This window comes from Ideonella dechloratans, assembly GCF_021049305.1.
GTDB classification, from domain to species: Bacteria; Pseudomonadota; Gammaproteobacteria; order Burkholderiales; family Burkholderiaceae_C; genus Ideonella; species Ideonella dechloratans.
Genome location: NZ_CP088081.1, coordinates 3,256,364 through 3,271,317 on the forward strand (window position 1 = coordinate 3,256,364; position 14,954 = coordinate 3,271,317).

The following is a 14,954-nucleotide window of genomic DNA, read 5'->3' on the forward strand; positions in this document are numbered from 1 at the left end:
CATGCACTCCGCCCTCTCCCACCCCAGCCTGCGCGACTGCCGCCGGCTCTTCCTGCGCAACTACGAAGTGCGCATCAACATCGGCGTGCACGATTTCGAGAAGCGCGGCGAGCAGCGGGTGCTGATCAACGTGGACCTCTACATCCCGCTGGCCCAGTCCACCCCCACGCGCGACGCGCTGGAGGAGGTGGTGGACTACGACTTCATGCGCCGCACCATCGCCGAGCGGGTGGCCCAGGGCCACATCCACCTGCAGGAAACGCTGTGCGACGACGTGCTGGCCCGCATGCTGGCCCACCCCAAGGTGCGCGCCGCCCGGGTCTCCACCGAGAAGCCCGATGTCTACCCCGATTGCGATGCCGTGGGCTGCGAAGTCTTCGGCCTGAAGGAAGCCGCCTGATGAACGCCGTGAACGAGACCACCGCCCCCGCGCTGAGCGAGGCCGAGGCGGCCTCCGCCGAAGAGGCCCGCAAGGCCAAGAAGCACGCCTTCGAGATGAACAAGCTCAGCAAGCGCCTGCACCGCCAGGTGGGCCAGGCCATCGCCGACTTCAACATGATCGAAGAAGGCGACAAGGTCATGGTGTGCCTGTCGGGTGGCAAGGACAGCTACTCGATGCTGGACATCCTGATGAACCTGCAGAAGCGCGCCCCGATCCGCTTCGAGCTGGTGGCGGTCAACCTGGACCAGAAGCAGCCGGGTTTCCCGGCCGATGTGCTGCCCAACTACCTCAAGGGCGTGGGCGTGCCCTTCCACATCGAGACGCAGGACACCTACTCCATCGTCAAGAAGCACATCCCGGAAGGGCAGACCATGTGCAGCCTGTGCTCGCGGCTGCGCCGGGGCATCCTCTACCGCGTGGCGCGGGAGCTGGGCTGCAACAAGATCGCGCTGGGCCACCACCGCGACGACATGGTGGTGACGCTGCTGATGAACATGTTCTTCGGCAGCCGCATGAAGGGCATGCCGCCCAAGCTGGTGAGCGACAACGGTGAGTTCGTCGTCATCCGCCCGCTGGCGTATGTGGCCGAGACCGACCTGGAAACCTGGGCCGTGCACCGCGAATTCCCCATCATCCCCTGCAGCCTGTGCGGCAACCAGGAGAACCTGCAGCGCGTGCTGACCAAGAAGATGATCCGCGAGTGGGACAAGCAGTACCCCGGCCGCATCGACAACATGTTCACCGCGATGGGCAACATCACGCTCTCGCACATGATGGACCGGAACCTCTACCCCTTCGCCAGCCTCCAACCGACGGGCCGGCCCGATCCGCAGGGCGACAAGGCCTTCGACGAGGACGACGACTGCGGCACGCCGGCCCAGCCCGCGGTCCAGACCATCCGGCTGGACAAGCTCTGAGCCAGCGTCACAATCGTCCTGTTCCATGAACAGGAGCAACACACGATGCGCGCAATGGATGTCTGCCGCCGGCTCGGCCGCCCGGCGGTGATGCTGGGCCTGCTGGCCACGCTGGGCCTGGGCGGCTGTGCCGCCTTCAACACGATGAACGTCGAGGTCAGCAGCTTCGGCAGCTGGCCGGCCGAGCGCCACGTCGGCACCTATGCCTTCGACCGCCTGCCTTCGCAGCAGGCCAAGGGCGAGGAGCAGCAAAACCTTGAGGACATGGCCCGTCCGGCCCTGGAAGATGCCGGCTTCACCGCTGCGGCCGAAGGCCAGAAGCCCGATGTGCTGGTGCAGATCGGCGCCCGCTGGGACCGCGCCGACCGCTCGCCCTGGGACGACCCGCTGTGGATGCACCCCTGGGGCCCGCGCTGGCGCATGACGCCCTGGGCCGGCCCGGGTTGGGGCTGGGGCTACTACCAGCCCGAATACACCCGCGAGGTGGCGGTGCTCATCCGCGACCGCGAGAGCGGGGCCGCGCTTTACGAGTCGCGCGCCAGCACCAATGGCAGCACCACCGGCGGACGCAGCCTGTTCGAGGCCATGTTCCTGGCCGCGATGAAGGAATTCCCGGCGGTGGACGGCAAGCCGCACGCGGTGAACGTGACCCTGCCCTGAACCCGCCGGACCCCGCCCGGCGGTGGGGCCGACAGCGCCGATAATTCCTGCTTCGCCATCCCCGTCGGATGGCCCGGACAAGGAATTCCCTTCATGGCGCTGAATGTCGTCATCATGGCCGCGGGCAAGGGCACCCGCATGCGCTCGGCCCGGCCCAAGGTGCTGCACACCCTGGCCGGCCAGAGCCTGCTGCAGCATGTGCTGCAGCGCGCCGCGGCCCTGCAGCCGCAACGCACCCTGGTCATCACCGGCCACGAGGCCGAGCAGGTCGAGCGCCATGTGAGCGCCACGGCCCCCGAGGTGCGCTGCGTGCGCCAGCAACCCCAGCTGGGCACCGGCCACGCGGTGCTGCAGGCCAGCCCGGCGCTGGATGCGAGCGCCGGCACCACCCTGATCCTCAACGGCGACGTGCCGCTGATCGAGCCGGCCACCGCCCAGGCACTGGCCACGGCCTGCGGCGGCGAGCGCCTGGCCCTGCTGACGGTGACGCTGGACGACCCGACGGGCTACGGCCGCATCGTGCGCAGTGCCGACGGCACGCAGGTGCAGGCCATCGTCGAGCACAAGGACGCCAGCGAAGCCCAGCGCGCCATCCGCGAGGTCTACACCGGCATGATGGCCGCCCCCACCGCCGCGCTGCAGCGCTGGGTGGCCGCCCTGAAGAACGACAACGCCCAGCAGGAGTACTACCTGACCGACATCGTCGCGATGGCGGTGGCCGAGGGCGTGCCGGTGGTGGCGGCCAGCGCGGCCGACGAGACCGAGGTGCTGGGCGTGAACAGCCCGGCCCAGTTGGCCGACCTGGAGCGCCGCCTGCAGCGCCGCCAGGCCCAGGCCCTGCTGGAGGCCGGCGTGCGCCTGGCCGACCCGGCCCGCTTCGACCAGCGCGGCACGCTGGCCTGCGGGCAGGACGTGGAGATCGACGTCAACTGCCTCTTCGAGGGCACGGTGAGCCTGGGCGACGGCGTGCGGGTGGGCGCGAACTGCGTGATCCGCAACGCCACGATCGCCGCCGGCGCGGTGATCCACCCCTTCACCCACATTGACGGCGACAAGGATGGCGTCACCGTCGGTGAAGGCGCGCTGATCGGCCCCTTCGCCCGCCTGCGCCCCGGCGCGGTGCTGGGCCGCGAGGTGCACATCGGCAACTTCGTCGAGGTCAAGAACAGCACGCTGGCCAACGGCGCCAAGGCCAACCACCTGGCCTACCTGGGCGACGCGACGGTGGGCGAGCGGGTCAATTACGGCGCCGGCAGCATCACCGCCAACTACGACGGCGCCAACAAGCACCGCACCGTGATCGGCGCGGACGTGCATGTGGGCAGCAACTGCGTGCTGATCGCCCCGGTCACCCTGGGCGAAGGCGGCACCATCGGCGGCGGCTCCACCATCAGCAAGGACACGCCGCCGGGCCAGCTCACCGTGGCCCGGGCCCGTCAGGTCAGCCTGGGAGGCTGGACCCGGCCGAAGAAGGCCCCGAAGCCCTGAGCCGCTGCGTGAAGGCCACGCGGGCGGCCTGCCGTTCCGGCGCCAGGGCCCGGGCGCCGTCGCGCTGCCGCTGGCGTTCCCGCCAGGCGGCCATCAGGGTGCGGGCCTCGTCGTCGGGGCGGGCCGGCAGCTTCCAGTAGGCCGAGCAGTCGGACTCGCGCGCCAGCAACCGGTGGTTCACCAGCTCGCGCCGCAGCGTCACATGGTCGCCGAAGGTGTTGGCGGCCTTCAGCACCGTGTTGACCTCGGCCTCGGTGTAGCTGCGCCGGGGCTCGAAGCGGGCCCACAGCGGCCACAGGATGAGGCGCTGCACGCTGTATTTGGCCGGCCAGCGCTGCAGGCGGCCGGCGGTGTCGAACTGCAGCAGCGCGCGGCGGGCGGCATCGCTCAGGGGCGCGGGGGCCGCGTCCACCGGCGCGGGGTCCGCAGGCGAAACGTCCGCGGCCATCGCCGGCGCCCCCTGCGGCGCGCCAGCCTGCAAGGCCTGCAGGTTGCGGTAGCCCGCGGCGCGGGCGATCTGGTTCAGGAACTGGAGATGGCTGGGCGGCGTGGCGCTGTCGGCCAGGGCCCGCGCGAGCTGGCGCGCGAAGGACGACAGGTCGGCGATGACCAGCGAGGTCGGGATACGGGCCATGAAGGCGGCTCCTCGTGCGGGCCACGGCGGGCAGACCACGCGCACGCACGCGCGGCCGGGGGTCGTCGGCTTGCCGGTTCCCACCGCAGCCTGCCGGGCCACAGGGCCGGGGCGGACACACGTGAGCGACTCAGGATCAGGGCAGGTTTAGCTCGCGGAAGGACCGCGCGACGACGCCTGGGTGAACTGCCGACCGGACGCCAGTCTAGCCGAATCGGCCCGTCCCCGGTCGCCGGTGCCGCCGGGCCGAAGCTCAGCCCTGGCGCTGCCGGTAGACCGAGACCGCCAGGCACAGGTCCTCCCAGGCCTTGGCCTTCTCGGTGGGCTGGCGCAGCAGGTAGGCCGGGTGGTAGGTCACGATCACCGGGGTGCCGTGGTAGTCGTGCACCTGGCCGCGCAGGCGGCCGATGGGTTCGTCCCGGCCCAGCAGCTGCTGGATGGCGAAGCGTCCCATGGCCAGCAGCACCTTGGGCCGCACCAGGGCGATCTGCCGGTGCAGGAAAGGCGCGCACTGTGCCAGTTCCTCGGGCTGCGGGTTGCGGTTGCGCGGCGGCCGGCACTTGAGGGTGTTGGCGATGAAGACCTGGTGGGCTGCGTCGGCCTCGGACCGGGTCAGGCCGACGGCCTGCAGCATCGCGTCGAGCAACTGTCCGGCCGCGCCGACGAAGGGCTCGCCCTGCTTGTCCTCCTGCTCGCCCGGCGCCTCGCCGACGATCATCCATTCGGCCGAGGGGTGCCCCACGCCGAAGACGGTGTTCCTGCGGCTCTCGCACAGGGCGCAGGCCTGGCAGCCGGCCACGGCCTCGCGCAGCGCGGGCCAGTCCATCGCGGCCACGCCGGCGGCCTGCGGCGACGGGGCCGAGGGCGGCGGCACTGCCGCGGCAGCGGGAGCGGCAGGCGGCGTCCGCGCGGACACCACGGGATGCGCCGGGGCGGGCTCCCCCCCCTGGGTGACCGCCGGTGTCGGCGCCTCGACCGGCGCCTGAACCGCCAAGGGGACGATCGCAGGAGCCGCCTGGGGTGCGGCCGGCCGCAGCGCAGCGGGCGGCGGGCTCCAGATGCGCAGGCCCATGCCCTGCAAGAGGGCCTGCTGGCGCTCAGTCCACGGCATGCCCGGCCTCCTGCGCATCCTCGGCCTTGACCGGGCGACACATCACCACCGCATCCTCCCGGCCCTGGGCCGCCGGGTAATAGCCCTTGCGACGCCCGACGGCCACGAAGCCGTTGCGCTCGTACACGTGACGGGCCCGCGCATTGCTCTCCCGCACCTCCAGCCAGAGCTGCAGCGCCCCGGCCGTGCAGGCCTGCCGGTCCAGGTCGTCCAGCAGCCGATGCGCCAGCCCCTGGCCCTGCCGCGATGGCGCCACGGTGATGTTGAGCAGGTGCATCTCCTCGACCCCGCCCATGGCGACGTAATAGCCCCACAGCGCCCCGTCGGCCGGCGCACGCAGCAGCCAGGCCGGATGGTTCACCGCCAGCGAGTCGATGAAATTGCCCCGCGTCCAGGGAAAGGGGTAGGCCTGCTGCTCGATGGCCAGCACCTCGTCCAGATCGGACACGGTCATCGGCACCAGGCGCAGCGCGGTGTCGGTCTTCACGGTCCCGCCCCCTGCTTGAGCGCCTCGCGCTCGGCGGTGGTCAGGGCCACCTTGTCGCGCAGGTAGACCGGCAGGGCCTGTTCCGGCGGCACCCCCCGGCCCTGGCCCCAGGCTTCGCGCGCCAGGCGCAGGGCCGCACCGGCCCGGTCCTGCTGCGTGCCCCAGACCCGGCTGCCCGCCGGCAGGGGCAGGCGCTCGCCGAAGGCCGCCGGCGCATTGCCTGCCAGCCGCAGCGGCGCGTGGCCCCAGCGGGCCCGCAAGGTGTCCAGGTCGCTCAGGTGCGGCGCGACGACCGCCGCCCAGCCTGCCGCGCCCCGGCGGTAGGCCGCGGCATAGACCTCGTCCATGCGGGCGTCCATCGCCACCCACAGCAGGGCCTCGGGCCCCTCGGCAGGCGCGTCATCCAGGGCACCCTGGGCGCGGGCGTCCTCGGCCACGATCAGCAGGCTGTCCAGCGGCAGCACCGGCTTGCCGGCCCCGAAGGCCAGCCCCTGGGCCACCGACACCGCGGTGCGCAGCCCGGTGAAGGCGCCCGGCCCCTGGCCGAAGGCGATGGCGTCCAGGTCCGACAGCCCCACCCCGGCCTGGGCCAGCAGGTCCAGCACGGTGGGCACCAGCGTGGCCGAGGCCAGAGCGCCGCCCGCACTGCCGTGCGTCCAGGCCGACTCGCCCACCCCCACCGCCACGGCCATCTGCTCGGTAGCGGTGTCCAGCGCCAGCAGCTTCATGGGCGGAACCGGGACCGGCGCGGAGCGACCGGCCAGTGCAGCGAGGGGACAAGGGGGAGCATCCCGCCAGTGTAGCCGTGCGATGATTCCCCGATGCGAGGAACGCCCTGCCCCCCGCGCCGCGTCCTGCGGCTTTCCGTGCTCTGTCTGACCCTGCTGGCGCCCCTGGCCCAGGCCGCGCCCGCCCTGCCCCCGGCGGTGCAGACCGCCCTGCGGCGGGCCCAGGTGCCTGCCGAAGCCCTGTCGGTGGTGGTGCAGGAGGTGGGCAGCGAGCGCCCGCTCTGGAGCCTGGCGCCCGACACCCCGCGCAACCCGGCCTCGGTCTTCAAGCTGCTCACCACCTACGCGGCATTGGACCAGCTGGGCCCGGCCTGGACCTGGCAGACGCCGGTCTACCTGAGCGGACCGGTGCGCGACGGGGTCCTCGACGGCTCGGTGCTGCTGCGCGGCAGCGGCGACCCCAGCCTGGTGCTGGAGCGGGTGTGGCTGCTGCTGCGCCATCTGCAGCAGCGGGGCGTGCACCGCATCCGCGGCGACATCGTGCTGGACCGCAGCGCCTGGCAGCTGCCGCCCAGCACGCCGGCGGACTTCGACGGCGAGCCCAGCAAGCCCTACAACGTGCAGCCCGATGTGCTGCTGCTGAATTTCAAGACCCTGACCCTGCACTTCAGCCCGCAGCCGGACCTCGGCGTGGCCCGGGTCAGCGCGGAACCGCTGCTGGCCGGGGTGAGCCTGCCCGAGACGGTGCCGCTGAGCCCGCGGCCCTGCGGCGACTGGCGCACCGCCCTGCAACCCGACTGGAGCGACCCCACGCGCATCCGCCTGCAGGGCAGCCTGGGGGCTGATTGCGGCGAGAAGGACTGGCCGGTGGCCTATGCCGACCCGGCGCACTACAACGCGCGGCTGATCGCCCAGCTCTGGCAGGAGATGGGCGGCCAGCTCGACGGTCAGGTGAGGGAAGGCACGGTGCCGGCGCAGGCCGACCCGACCTGGCAGGAAAGCTCCCCCCCGCTGGCCGAGGTGGTGCGCGACATCAACAAATTCAGCAACAACCTGATGGCCGAGCAGCTCTTCCTGACGCTGGGCATGCTGGAATACGCCGACCCCGACCGCCCCGCCACGCCCGACGATGCGCGCGCCGCGCTGCACGACTGGCTGGTGCGCCACCTGGGGCCGGAGGCTGCGGCGCAGGTGGTGGTGGACAAGGGCTCCGGCCTGTCACGCGAGACCCGCATCACGGCCTCGCAACTGGCCACGCTGCTGCTGCAGGCCTGGCGCAGCCCGGTGATGCCGGAGCTGATGAGTTCGCTGCCGGTCAGCGGCGTGGACGGCACGCTCAAGCGCTCGACCGCCACCGGCGGCCGGGCCCATTTGAAGACGGGTTCGCTGCGCGACGTGGCCGCCCAGGCCGGCTATGTGCTCTCGCGCAGCGGCCGCCGCTACGTGCTGGTGGCCCTGGTCAACGACGCGCAGGCCGGACGCGCCCGGCCCGCGCTGGAAGCCCTGACCCAGTGGGTCATGGACGACGCGCCGGCACCCTGAACAGGGCGCCCCGGCGTCCCCGGACGCTCAGAACGGGTTGCTGGTCGCGCGGGTGATGGCCAGGTTGCCCAGGGTGGAATGGGCGATGTAGCTGTTCAGGTGGATGCCGTCCGCCCACAGGTCCCTCTTGGCCGCGCTGTCGTTGGGCACGGTGGCCGTGGTGCAGGTGGACAGGCTGGCCGAGCCATCCAGGTAGCCGTTGCTGTCGGCCGAGGCGTTGTCGATGTCGGCCACATGGGCGTCGTCGCAGGCGGCCTCGGTGGTCTCGTAGTTGCCGTACTGCACCAGGTTGGCGATGGCGTCGTTGAAAGTCAGCAGGCCGATCTTGCTGCCGTCGTTCAGCAGGACGGTGCGCAGGCCCTGGTTGAAGGCGTCCGAGATGCTGGTCATCAGCTTGGCCTCGGACGAGCCCTGGGCCTTGGCCCAGGGGGTCGAGCCCATTTCGAAGACCTGGGCCACCAGCACGCGGGCGCCGGTGTCGGTGATGCTGTTGATCAGCCGGGCCAGCCGCTCGCCCCGGGCCTCGGCCTCGGTGGTCTTGTCCACGGTGGAGCTGTAGGTGACGCTGTCCTTGTAGATCTCGATCACGTCGTTCATGCCGACCCAGACCGTGACCAGGTCGTTGCTCCCCAGCGCATCGTGGCCGATGTCCCCCTGGAAGGCGCTGACCTGGGCCTCCACCGCGCGCTCGGTGGCTCCGTACTGGGCCTGCATGAAGGCGTTGAGCTTGCCGCTGGCCAGGTTGTTCGGGTTGCACTCCTTGAACACCAGGCCGTAGTAGCTGGCCAGGCGCTGCACCCAGATGTAGCGGCTGCTGTCGCTGCACAGCACGGTGGCGTTGGTGGAATCCGTGGGGTCCACCGCGTTCATCGCGTAGTTGTAGCTGTTGCCCGTGCCCTTCGGATCGGTCAGCGCGCTGTACTCGTCACCGAAGACGATCAGGCGGCTGGGCACGAACTTGTCGTAGTGCGAGGTGCCGCCGCCGCAGGAGGCCAGCAGCCCGGCCGAACACCCGACGGCAGCAAGGGCACGCAACAGGCGGGCGGGCAATGCGAATTTCATCTTGGCTCCAATGGTGAGTCGAAGGGTCGGGCGGTTCACTCCGCCGCGGCCCGTTGCAGTCGATCGCGCACCCCGTCCCAGGCCGGGTCGGCCGGCGGGGTTTCGATCCAGATCAGTGCCGCGCCGGTGGCATCCAGTTCCCGCAGGACCGCAAACAATTCGTGCGCGGCCTGCGCGGCATCGGCCGGCATGGGGCGAAACGGCCAGACCGAAGACGGGGGCCGGGCGCTGCGGGAATATACCGCCACGGTCGGCGGCCGGCCGGCCGCGGGGGCGGGCAGCACCGAAAGGGCCTGGCGCAGGCTGGGCCCGTCCATCAGCCGCACCCGGGCCCGCGGCGCGTAGTGCGAGGTCAGCGTGCCCGAGGCCCGCGGCGCGGCCGCGTCGCGTTCGTGCAGCGGCTCACCCAGCGCGGCCTCGAGTTCGGCGCGGGTCAGGCGCCCCGGTCGCAGCAGCACCGGATGCCCGCGCGAGCAGTCGACGATGGTGGACTCGATGCCCACCTCGCAGTCGCCGCCGTCGAGCACCAGCAGGTCCGGGCCGAACTCGTCCTGCACATGGGCCGCCGTGGTGGGGCTGACGCGCCCGAAGCGGTTGGCGCTGGGTGCCGACACCCCGGGCACCCCCAGGGCCGCCGCCTCGCGCAGCAGGGCCTGGGCCACCGGGTGTGAGGGGCAGCGCAGGCCGATGCTGTCCTGTCCGCCGGCCGACAGCGAGGCCACGCCGGGACGGCGCGGCACGATGACCGTCACCGGCCCCGGCCAGAAGGCGGCTGCCAGACGGCGGGCCGGCTCGGGCCAGGCCGCGGCAAAGGCCATGGCCGCGGCCTCGTCGCTCACATGGACGATCAGGGGATGGCCAACCGGCCGGCCCTTGGCGCTGTAGATCGCGCCGACGGCGGTGTCGTCATCGGCCCGGGCGGCCAGGCCGTAGACCGTCTCGGTGGGCAAGCCCACCAGCGCACCGGCCGCCAGGGCCTGGGCCGCGCGCTGCAGCGCGGCGGGATCGCGACCGTCCAGCACCGGCATGCGTCAGAAGGCCGGCAGGCCCAGCAGCGCGCAGACCTGCAGGGCCGTGGCGGTGGCCGCCTCCGGCGTGGCCGCGGTGACGGTCAGGTGGCCCATCTTGCGGCCGGGCCGCGCGCTGGTCTTGCCGTAGAGGTGCAGGTGCACCCCCGGCAGGTCCAGCACCCGGTCCCAGGGCGGGGTGCGCTCCTGCCCGTCGGCGAACCACAGGTCACCCAGCAGATTGAGCATCACGGTGGGCGAATGCAGGCGCGGCATCACCAGCGGCAGGCCGGCCATGCAGCGCACCTGCAGCTCGAACTGCGACACATCGCAGGCGTCGATGGTGTAGTGGCCGGAGTTGTGCGGGCGCGGCGCCATCTCGTTGGCCACCAGGGCCGAGCCGCCCTGGCCGTCGTCGACGACGAAGAACTCGACGCACAGCACGCCGACATAGCCCATCTCGGCGGCAATCAGCCCGGCCCGCTCGACCGCCTGGGCGGCCAGGGCCGCGTCCACCTCGGGCGCGGGCACCTGGGTCACGGCCAGGATGCCGTCGCGGTGCAGGTTCTGCTGCACCGGGAAGTGCACGATCTGGCCATCGGCGCCACGGGCCACGATGACGCTCAACTCGCGCTGCAGTGCCAGGCGCTTTTCCAGCACGCAGGGCACCTGCTTCAACTCGGCCCAGGCGGCGGCCAGTTCGGCCGGGGTGGCCACCCGGACCTGGCCCTTGCCGTCGTAGCCCATGCGGGCGGTCTTCAGGATGCCGGGCAGCAACTCGGGCGACACGGCGGCCAACTGCTCGGCCGTCTCGATCACCGCATGGGGTGCGCAGGGCACGCCGGAAGCGCCGAAATGCGCCTTCTCGGCCGCTCGGTCCTGGCAGATGGCCACGGCATCACCGGCCGGCGCCACCGGGCGGCGCTCGGCCAGGGTGCGCAGGGCCTGGGCCGGCACGTTCTCGAACTCGGTGGTGATGGCCTCGGCCGCCTCGGCCAGTTGCTGCAGGCCGGCCGGGTCCAGGTAGTCGGCCTGGATGTGCAGGTGGGACACCAGACCGGCCGGGCTGGCCGGGTCCGGATCCAGCACCGCGGTGCGGTAGCCCATGGCCTGGGCCGCGTGGACGAACATGCGGCCGAGCTGGCCGCCGCCCATCACGCCCAGCGTGGCCCCGGGCTGCAGGGGTCGGATCGGGTGGGTCATGGTGTCAGCCCAGGTCCTGGGTCATGGCCCGTGCCGCCTCGGTCTGGCGGGCCCGGAAGGCCTCCAGCTGCGCGCGCAGCGCCGGGTCGCGGTTGGCCAGCATGGCCACCGCGAACAGGGCCGCGTTGGCGGCGCCGGCCGTGCCGATGGCGAAGGTGGCCACCGGGATGCCCTTGGGCATCTGGACGATGGAATGCAGGGAATCGACGCCCTGCAGGTGGCGGCTGGCCACCGGCACGCCCAGCACCGGCACCACCGTCTTGGCCGCCAGCATGCCCGGCAGATGGGCGGCGCCGCCAGCGCCAGCGATGATGGCCTGCAGACCGCGCGGGGCGGCCTGCTCGGCATAGGTGAACATGTCATCGGGCATGCGGTGGGCCGAGACCACGCGGGCCTCGTGCGGCACGCCGAACTCGGCGAGAATCTGCGCCGCGGCCTTCATGGTTTCCCAGTCGCTGGAAGATCCCATGACGATGCCCACGACGGGCGCTGCAACGGACGAGGCACTGTTCAAGGCTGGATGCTCCGATCACCAAACCCGCGATTTTAGGCCGGCCTTGTTGCTCCCGTGTTCACCCCCATTTGATGCAGGTTGTCGCCGACCGGCCCCAGGAACCCGAGACCATGATTGACATCACCATCGAGAACTTCCAGACCGAGCTGATCGAGGCCTCCCGCCAGCAGCCGGTGCTGCTGGACATCTGGGCCCCCTGGTGCGGCCCCTGCAAGGCACTCGGCCCGGTGCTGGAAAAGCTGGAAGCCGCCTACGGTGGCCGCTTCCTGCTGGCCAAGCTCAACAGCGACGAGCAGCCCGAGATCGCCGGTCAGCTCAGCCAGGCCTTCGGCGTGCGCTCCATTCCCTTCTGCGTGATGTTCTCCGGCGGCCAGCCGGTGGACGGCTTCGTCGGCGCGCTGCCCGAAGCCCAGGTGCGCGAGTTCCTGGACAAGCACGTGCCCAGCGAGGAGGCCCTGGACGCCGAAGCCGAGGTGGAAGAAGCCGAGGCCCTGCTGGCCAGCGGCGAGCACGACATCGAGGCCGTGCTGGCCAAGCTGCAGGAGGCGGTGGCCATCGACCCGTCCAACGACGTGGCCCGGCTGGATTACCTGAAGGTGCTGCTGGGCCTGGCCCGCACCGAGCCGGCCCGGGTGGCCCAGGCCCGCGCGGCGTTTGAACCGGTGTCGGTGAAGGCGATGACGGACGGCCGCTTCGCCGCCATCCAGCGCTGGATCGAAGCCGCCGAGGCGGTGCAGCAGGCGCCCGACCTGGCCACGCTGGACGCGGCCATCGCCGCCAACAAGCGCGACTTTGCGGCCCGCTTCCTGCGAGCCCAGCAGCTCTTCGTGGCCGGCCAGCTGACCGACGCGATGGACGAACTGCTGGAAATCATCATGCGCGACAAGGCCTGGCAGGACGAGGCCGCGCGCAAGACCTATGTGGCCATCCTGGAGTTGATGACCAAGCCGGCCCCCAAGGCCGCCGACACGGCCCCCGGCAGCACGCTGGAGATCGCCGGCAAGGCGGCCGTGACGCCCAGCGACCCGGTGCTGGACCAGTACCGCCGCAAGCTGAGCATGGCGTTGTTCTGAGCCGAGCCGGCCCTGGTCAGCCCAGCCCGTCCAGGGCCTGCGCCAGGGCCTCGCGCCAGCGCTGCTGTTCCGCGCGGTAGGCGGCCAGGGCCTGGTCGGCCAGCACCTGGTGGCGCTGGGCCTCGTCCTCGCGGGAGAGTTCCCGCCAGACACGGGCCAGACGGGCGTGGGTGGCCGCACAGTCGTCCGCGTCGAACTGGGCATCGATGCACTTGGCGGCCTGCTTGGCATCCTTGAGCGCCTCGCGCGGCCGGTCGCGCCGCAGATGGCACCAGGCCCGCTCGGCCACGAAGCGTGCCTCGCGGTGGGCCATGCCCTCCTGCCTGGCACGCCCCAGGTGGGTGTCAAACAAGGCCACCGCCTCGTCCCAGCGGCCCAGCACCACCAGCAGCTGCGCCCGCGCCTGCAAGGGCACCATGGTCTTGAGCGCCGCGGCCCCGGCACCCCAGTCGTAGTTGGCGGTGGACTCGGCCTCCAGCAGGGCGCGGTGCGCGGCCTCGATATCGCCCTGCCCGAACGCGTCGTCCAGACCGATGCGGCCCGCGCGCATGGCCGCGATGTTGTGCAGCAGCGCACTCATCATCGAGGTGTCACCCTCGGCGATTGCGTGCTCGCGGGCGAACTGGTACCAGAGCTGCGAGCGGCTGTCGTCACCGGCAAAGCGGTGGGCATCGGCCAGCACCAGACCCAGGCGCGCCTTGGCCGCGTGGTTCTGCGGCGAGGCCAATTGAAGCGCCTCGCGCAGCTGGGCCGCCAGCGCCGGCAAACGCGAGGCATTGAAGTTCAGCGTGGCCATCCAGCCCAGGGCGATGGCCTGCAGATCGGCGTCCCCGGCCTCGACGGCCAGACTGTGGGCCTGGCGGAACTTGTCCATGGCCTTGGGGGTGATCGACACGAAGTGGTCGATCTGCCCGTCGACCAACGCCACCCAGGCGGCCAGCCGCGGACTGCGGCGGCGCTGGGCCTGGCTGCGCAGACCGGCCAGGGCGAAGCGGGCATCATCAAGCAGGCCGTGACGGGCCAGGGCCCCGGCCCGCTCGGCCTTCAGGCACTCACGCTGCAGCGGGTCTTCCGCGGCGGCAATGGCGGCGTCCAGCCGCTCGACCAGTCGCGACGCCATGCCTGCGCCGGCCTCAGCGGGTCAGCCGATCCAGCGCTTCGCGGTACTTGGACGCGGTGCGCTCGATCACATCGGCCGGCAGGGCCGGAGCCGGAGCCTTCTTGCCCCAGGGCTGGCCGTTCACCGTGGCCTGCTCCAGCCAGTCGCGCACGAACTGCTTGTCGTAGCTGGGCGGGTTGATGCCTTCCTGGTAGCCCTCGACCGGCCAGTAGCGGGAGGAATCGGGCGTGAGCACCTCGTCCATCAGCGTCAGGGTGCCGTCGGCATCCAGGCCGAACTCGAACTTGGTGTCGGCGATGATGATGCCCTTGGTCAGCGCATAGGCCGCCGCTTCCTTGTAGAGGCGGATGGCCACGTCGCGCACCTTCTCCGACAGCTCGCGGCCGACGATCTCGGCCATGCGCTCGAAGGAGATGTTCTCGTCGTGCTCACCCATCTCGGCCTTGGTGGCCGGGGTGAAGATGGGCTCGGGCAGCTTGGAGGCGTTCTTCAGGCCGGCCGGCAGGGCCACGCCGCAGACCGACTGGCTATCCTGGTATTCCTTCCAGCCGGAGCCGGCCAGGTAGCCGCGCACCACGGCCTCGACCGGCAGCGGCTTCAGGCGCTTGACCAGCATGGAGCGGCCCCGGACCTGGGCCACCTCGTCCGGCGCCACCACCGACTCCGGCGCCTCGCCGGTCAGGTGGTTGGGCACCACATGGCCCAGGCGGTCGAACCAGAACAGCGCCATCTGGGTCAGCAGCTCGCCCTTGCCCGGGATGGGCTCACCCATCACCACGTCGAAGGCCGACAGGCGGTCCGAGGCGATCATCAGGATGCGATCCTCGCCGACGGCGTAGTTGTCGCGGACCTTGCCGCGGGCCAGCAGCGGGAGGGAGTGCAGGGAACTCTGGAGCAGCGCGGTTGCCATGGCGTGACAGGTGTAAGGAAAGCCAGCCATTTTAGGCCGGACCCAAAAGAAAACGG

General features: G+C 71.6%; 16 protein-coding genes. 6 read left to right on the forward strand and 10 right to left on the reverse strand.

Features of this window, described 5'->3' with window-relative positions; genetic code table 11:
- Position 1: 1 nt before the first annotated feature.
- The 4 genes from LRM40_RS15085 to glmU all read left to right on the forward strand — a co-directional run bounded on the left by LRM40_RS15085 (position 2) and on the right by glmU (position 3,507).
- Positions 2 to 400: a dihydroneopterin aldolase gene (locus LRM40_RS15085; protein ID WP_151123941.1), complete on the forward strand. Its 399-nt coding sequence runs from the start codon at positions 2 to 4 to the stop codon at positions 398 to 400.
- Positions 400 to 1,359: a tRNA 2-thiocytidine(32) synthetase TtcA gene (ttcA, locus tag LRM40_RS15090; RefSeq protein WP_151123940.1), complete on the forward strand. Its 960-nt coding sequence runs from the start codon at positions 400 to 402 to the stop codon at positions 1,357 to 1,359. The genes LRM40_RS15085 and ttcA overlap by 1 nt, the downstream gene beginning before the upstream one ends.
- A gap of 45 nt (positions 1,360 to 1,404) precedes the next feature.
- Positions 1,405 to 2,019 carry a DUF4136 domain-containing protein gene (locus tag LRM40_RS15095; RefSeq protein ID WP_231067576.1) on the forward strand — a complete coding sequence of 205 codons (615 nt, stop codon included), beginning with the start codon at positions 1,405 to 1,407 and terminating at the stop codon, positions 2,017 to 2,019.
- A 93-nt stretch (positions 2,020 to 2,112) separates the two neighbouring features.
- Positions 2,113 to 3,507, forward strand: a complete 1,395-nt coding sequence (glmU, locus tag LRM40_RS15100; protein ID WP_151123939.1) for a bifunctional UDP-N-acetylglucosamine diphosphorylase/glucosamine-1-phosphate N-acetyltransferase GlmU — start codon at positions 2,113 to 2,115, stop codon at positions 3,505 to 3,507.
- On the opposite strand, the gene LRM40_RS15105 is transcribed toward glmU, so the two are convergent.
- The 4 genes from LRM40_RS15105 to tsaB form a co-directional block, all read right to left on the reverse strand.
- Complete coding sequence (locus tag LRM40_RS15105; protein WP_151123938.1) at positions 3,461 to 4,141, reverse strand: DUF2087 domain-containing protein; 681 nt, start codon at positions 4,139 to 4,141, stop codon at positions 3,461 to 3,463. The genes glmU and LRM40_RS15105 overlap by 47 nt on opposite strands.
- Positions 4,142 to 4,394: 253 nt before the next feature.
- Complete coding sequence (locus LRM40_RS15110) at positions 4,395 to 5,252, reverse strand: uracil-DNA glycosylase (RefSeq protein WP_231067577.1); 858 nt, start codon at positions 5,250 to 5,252, stop codon at positions 4,395 to 4,397.
- Entirely contained in the window at positions 5,239 to 5,706 is a 468-nt protein-coding gene (rimI, locus tag LRM40_RS15115) for a ribosomal protein S18-alanine N-acetyltransferase (RefSeq protein ID WP_151123658.1), read from the reverse strand. Before rimI ends, LRM40_RS15110 begins: the two co-directional genes overlap by 14 nt.
- A gap of 29 nt (positions 5,707 to 5,735) precedes the next feature.
- Complete coding sequence (tsaB, locus tag LRM40_RS15120) at positions 5,736 to 6,467, reverse strand: tRNA (adenosine(37)-N6)-threonylcarbamoyltransferase complex dimerization subunit type 1 TsaB (RefSeq protein WP_151123603.1); 732 nt, start codon at positions 6,465 to 6,467, stop codon at positions 5,736 to 5,738.
- Between the two features lie 138 nt (positions 6,468 to 6,605).
- Here tsaB and dacB point away from each other — a divergent pair, with 138 nt between their 5' ends.
- Positions 6,606 to 8,009 (forward strand): D-alanyl-D-alanine carboxypeptidase/D-alanyl-D-alanine endopeptidase, encoded by a 1,404-nt coding sequence (dacB, locus tag LRM40_RS15125; RefSeq protein ID WP_231067578.1) that lies wholly within the window; start codon positions 6,606 to 6,608, stop codon positions 8,007 to 8,009.
- Positions 8,010 to 8,036: 27 nt separating this feature from the next.
- Here dacB and LRM40_RS15130 read toward each other — a convergent pair whose 3' ends face one another.
- From LRM40_RS15130 to purE, 4 genes are read right to left on the reverse strand one after another with little or no spacing between them, the layout of a single operon-like run.
- The gene (locus tag LRM40_RS15130) at positions 8,037 to 9,071 is read right to left on the reverse strand and encodes an SGNH/GDSL hydrolase family protein (RefSeq protein WP_151123605.1); all 1,035 of its coding nucleotides are present in this window, start codon (positions 9,069 to 9,071) and stop codon (positions 8,037 to 8,039) included.
- A gap of 35 nt (positions 9,072 to 9,106) precedes the next feature.
- Positions 9,107 to 10,099, reverse strand: coding sequence for an L-threonylcarbamoyladenylate synthase (locus LRM40_RS15135; protein WP_151123606.1), 993 nt, complete (start codon positions 10,097 to 10,099; stop codon positions 9,107 to 9,109).
- A gap of 3 nt (positions 10,100 to 10,102) precedes the next feature.
- A complete protein-coding gene (locus LRM40_RS15140) occupies positions 10,103 to 11,281 on the reverse strand; it encodes a 5-(carboxyamino)imidazole ribonucleotide synthase (RefSeq protein WP_151123607.1) in 1,179 nt (392 codons plus the stop codon).
- A gap of 4 nt (positions 11,282 to 11,285) precedes the next feature.
- Positions 11,286 to 11,750, reverse strand: coding sequence for a 5-(carboxyamino)imidazole ribonucleotide mutase (gene purE / locus LRM40_RS15145; RefSeq protein WP_151123659.1), 465 nt, complete (start codon positions 11,748 to 11,750; stop codon positions 11,286 to 11,288).
- Positions 11,751 to 11,905: 155 nt separating this feature from the next.
- Here purE and LRM40_RS15150 point away from each other — a divergent pair, with 155 nt between their 5' ends.
- Positions 11,906 to 12,868 (forward strand): tetratricopeptide repeat protein, encoded by a 963-nt coding sequence (locus LRM40_RS15150; protein WP_151123608.1) that lies wholly within the window; start codon positions 11,906 to 11,908, stop codon positions 12,866 to 12,868.
- A gap of 16 nt (positions 12,869 to 12,884) precedes the next feature.
- Here the strand turns inward: LRM40_RS15150 and LRM40_RS15155 are convergent, their stop codons facing one another.
- Both LRM40_RS15155 and LRM40_RS15160 read right to left on the reverse strand, forming a co-directional pair.
- Positions 12,885 to 13,988, reverse strand: a complete 1,104-nt coding sequence (locus tag LRM40_RS15155; protein ID WP_151123609.1) for an ATP-binding protein — start codon at positions 13,986 to 13,988, stop codon at positions 12,885 to 12,887.
- 13 nt (positions 13,989 to 14,001) lie between these two features.
- Entirely contained in the window at positions 14,002 to 14,898 is an 897-nt protein-coding gene (locus LRM40_RS15160) for a phosphoribosylaminoimidazolesuccinocarboxamide synthase (protein ID WP_151123610.1), read from the reverse strand.
- Between the last annotated feature and the right edge of the window lie 56 nt (positions 14,899 to 14,954).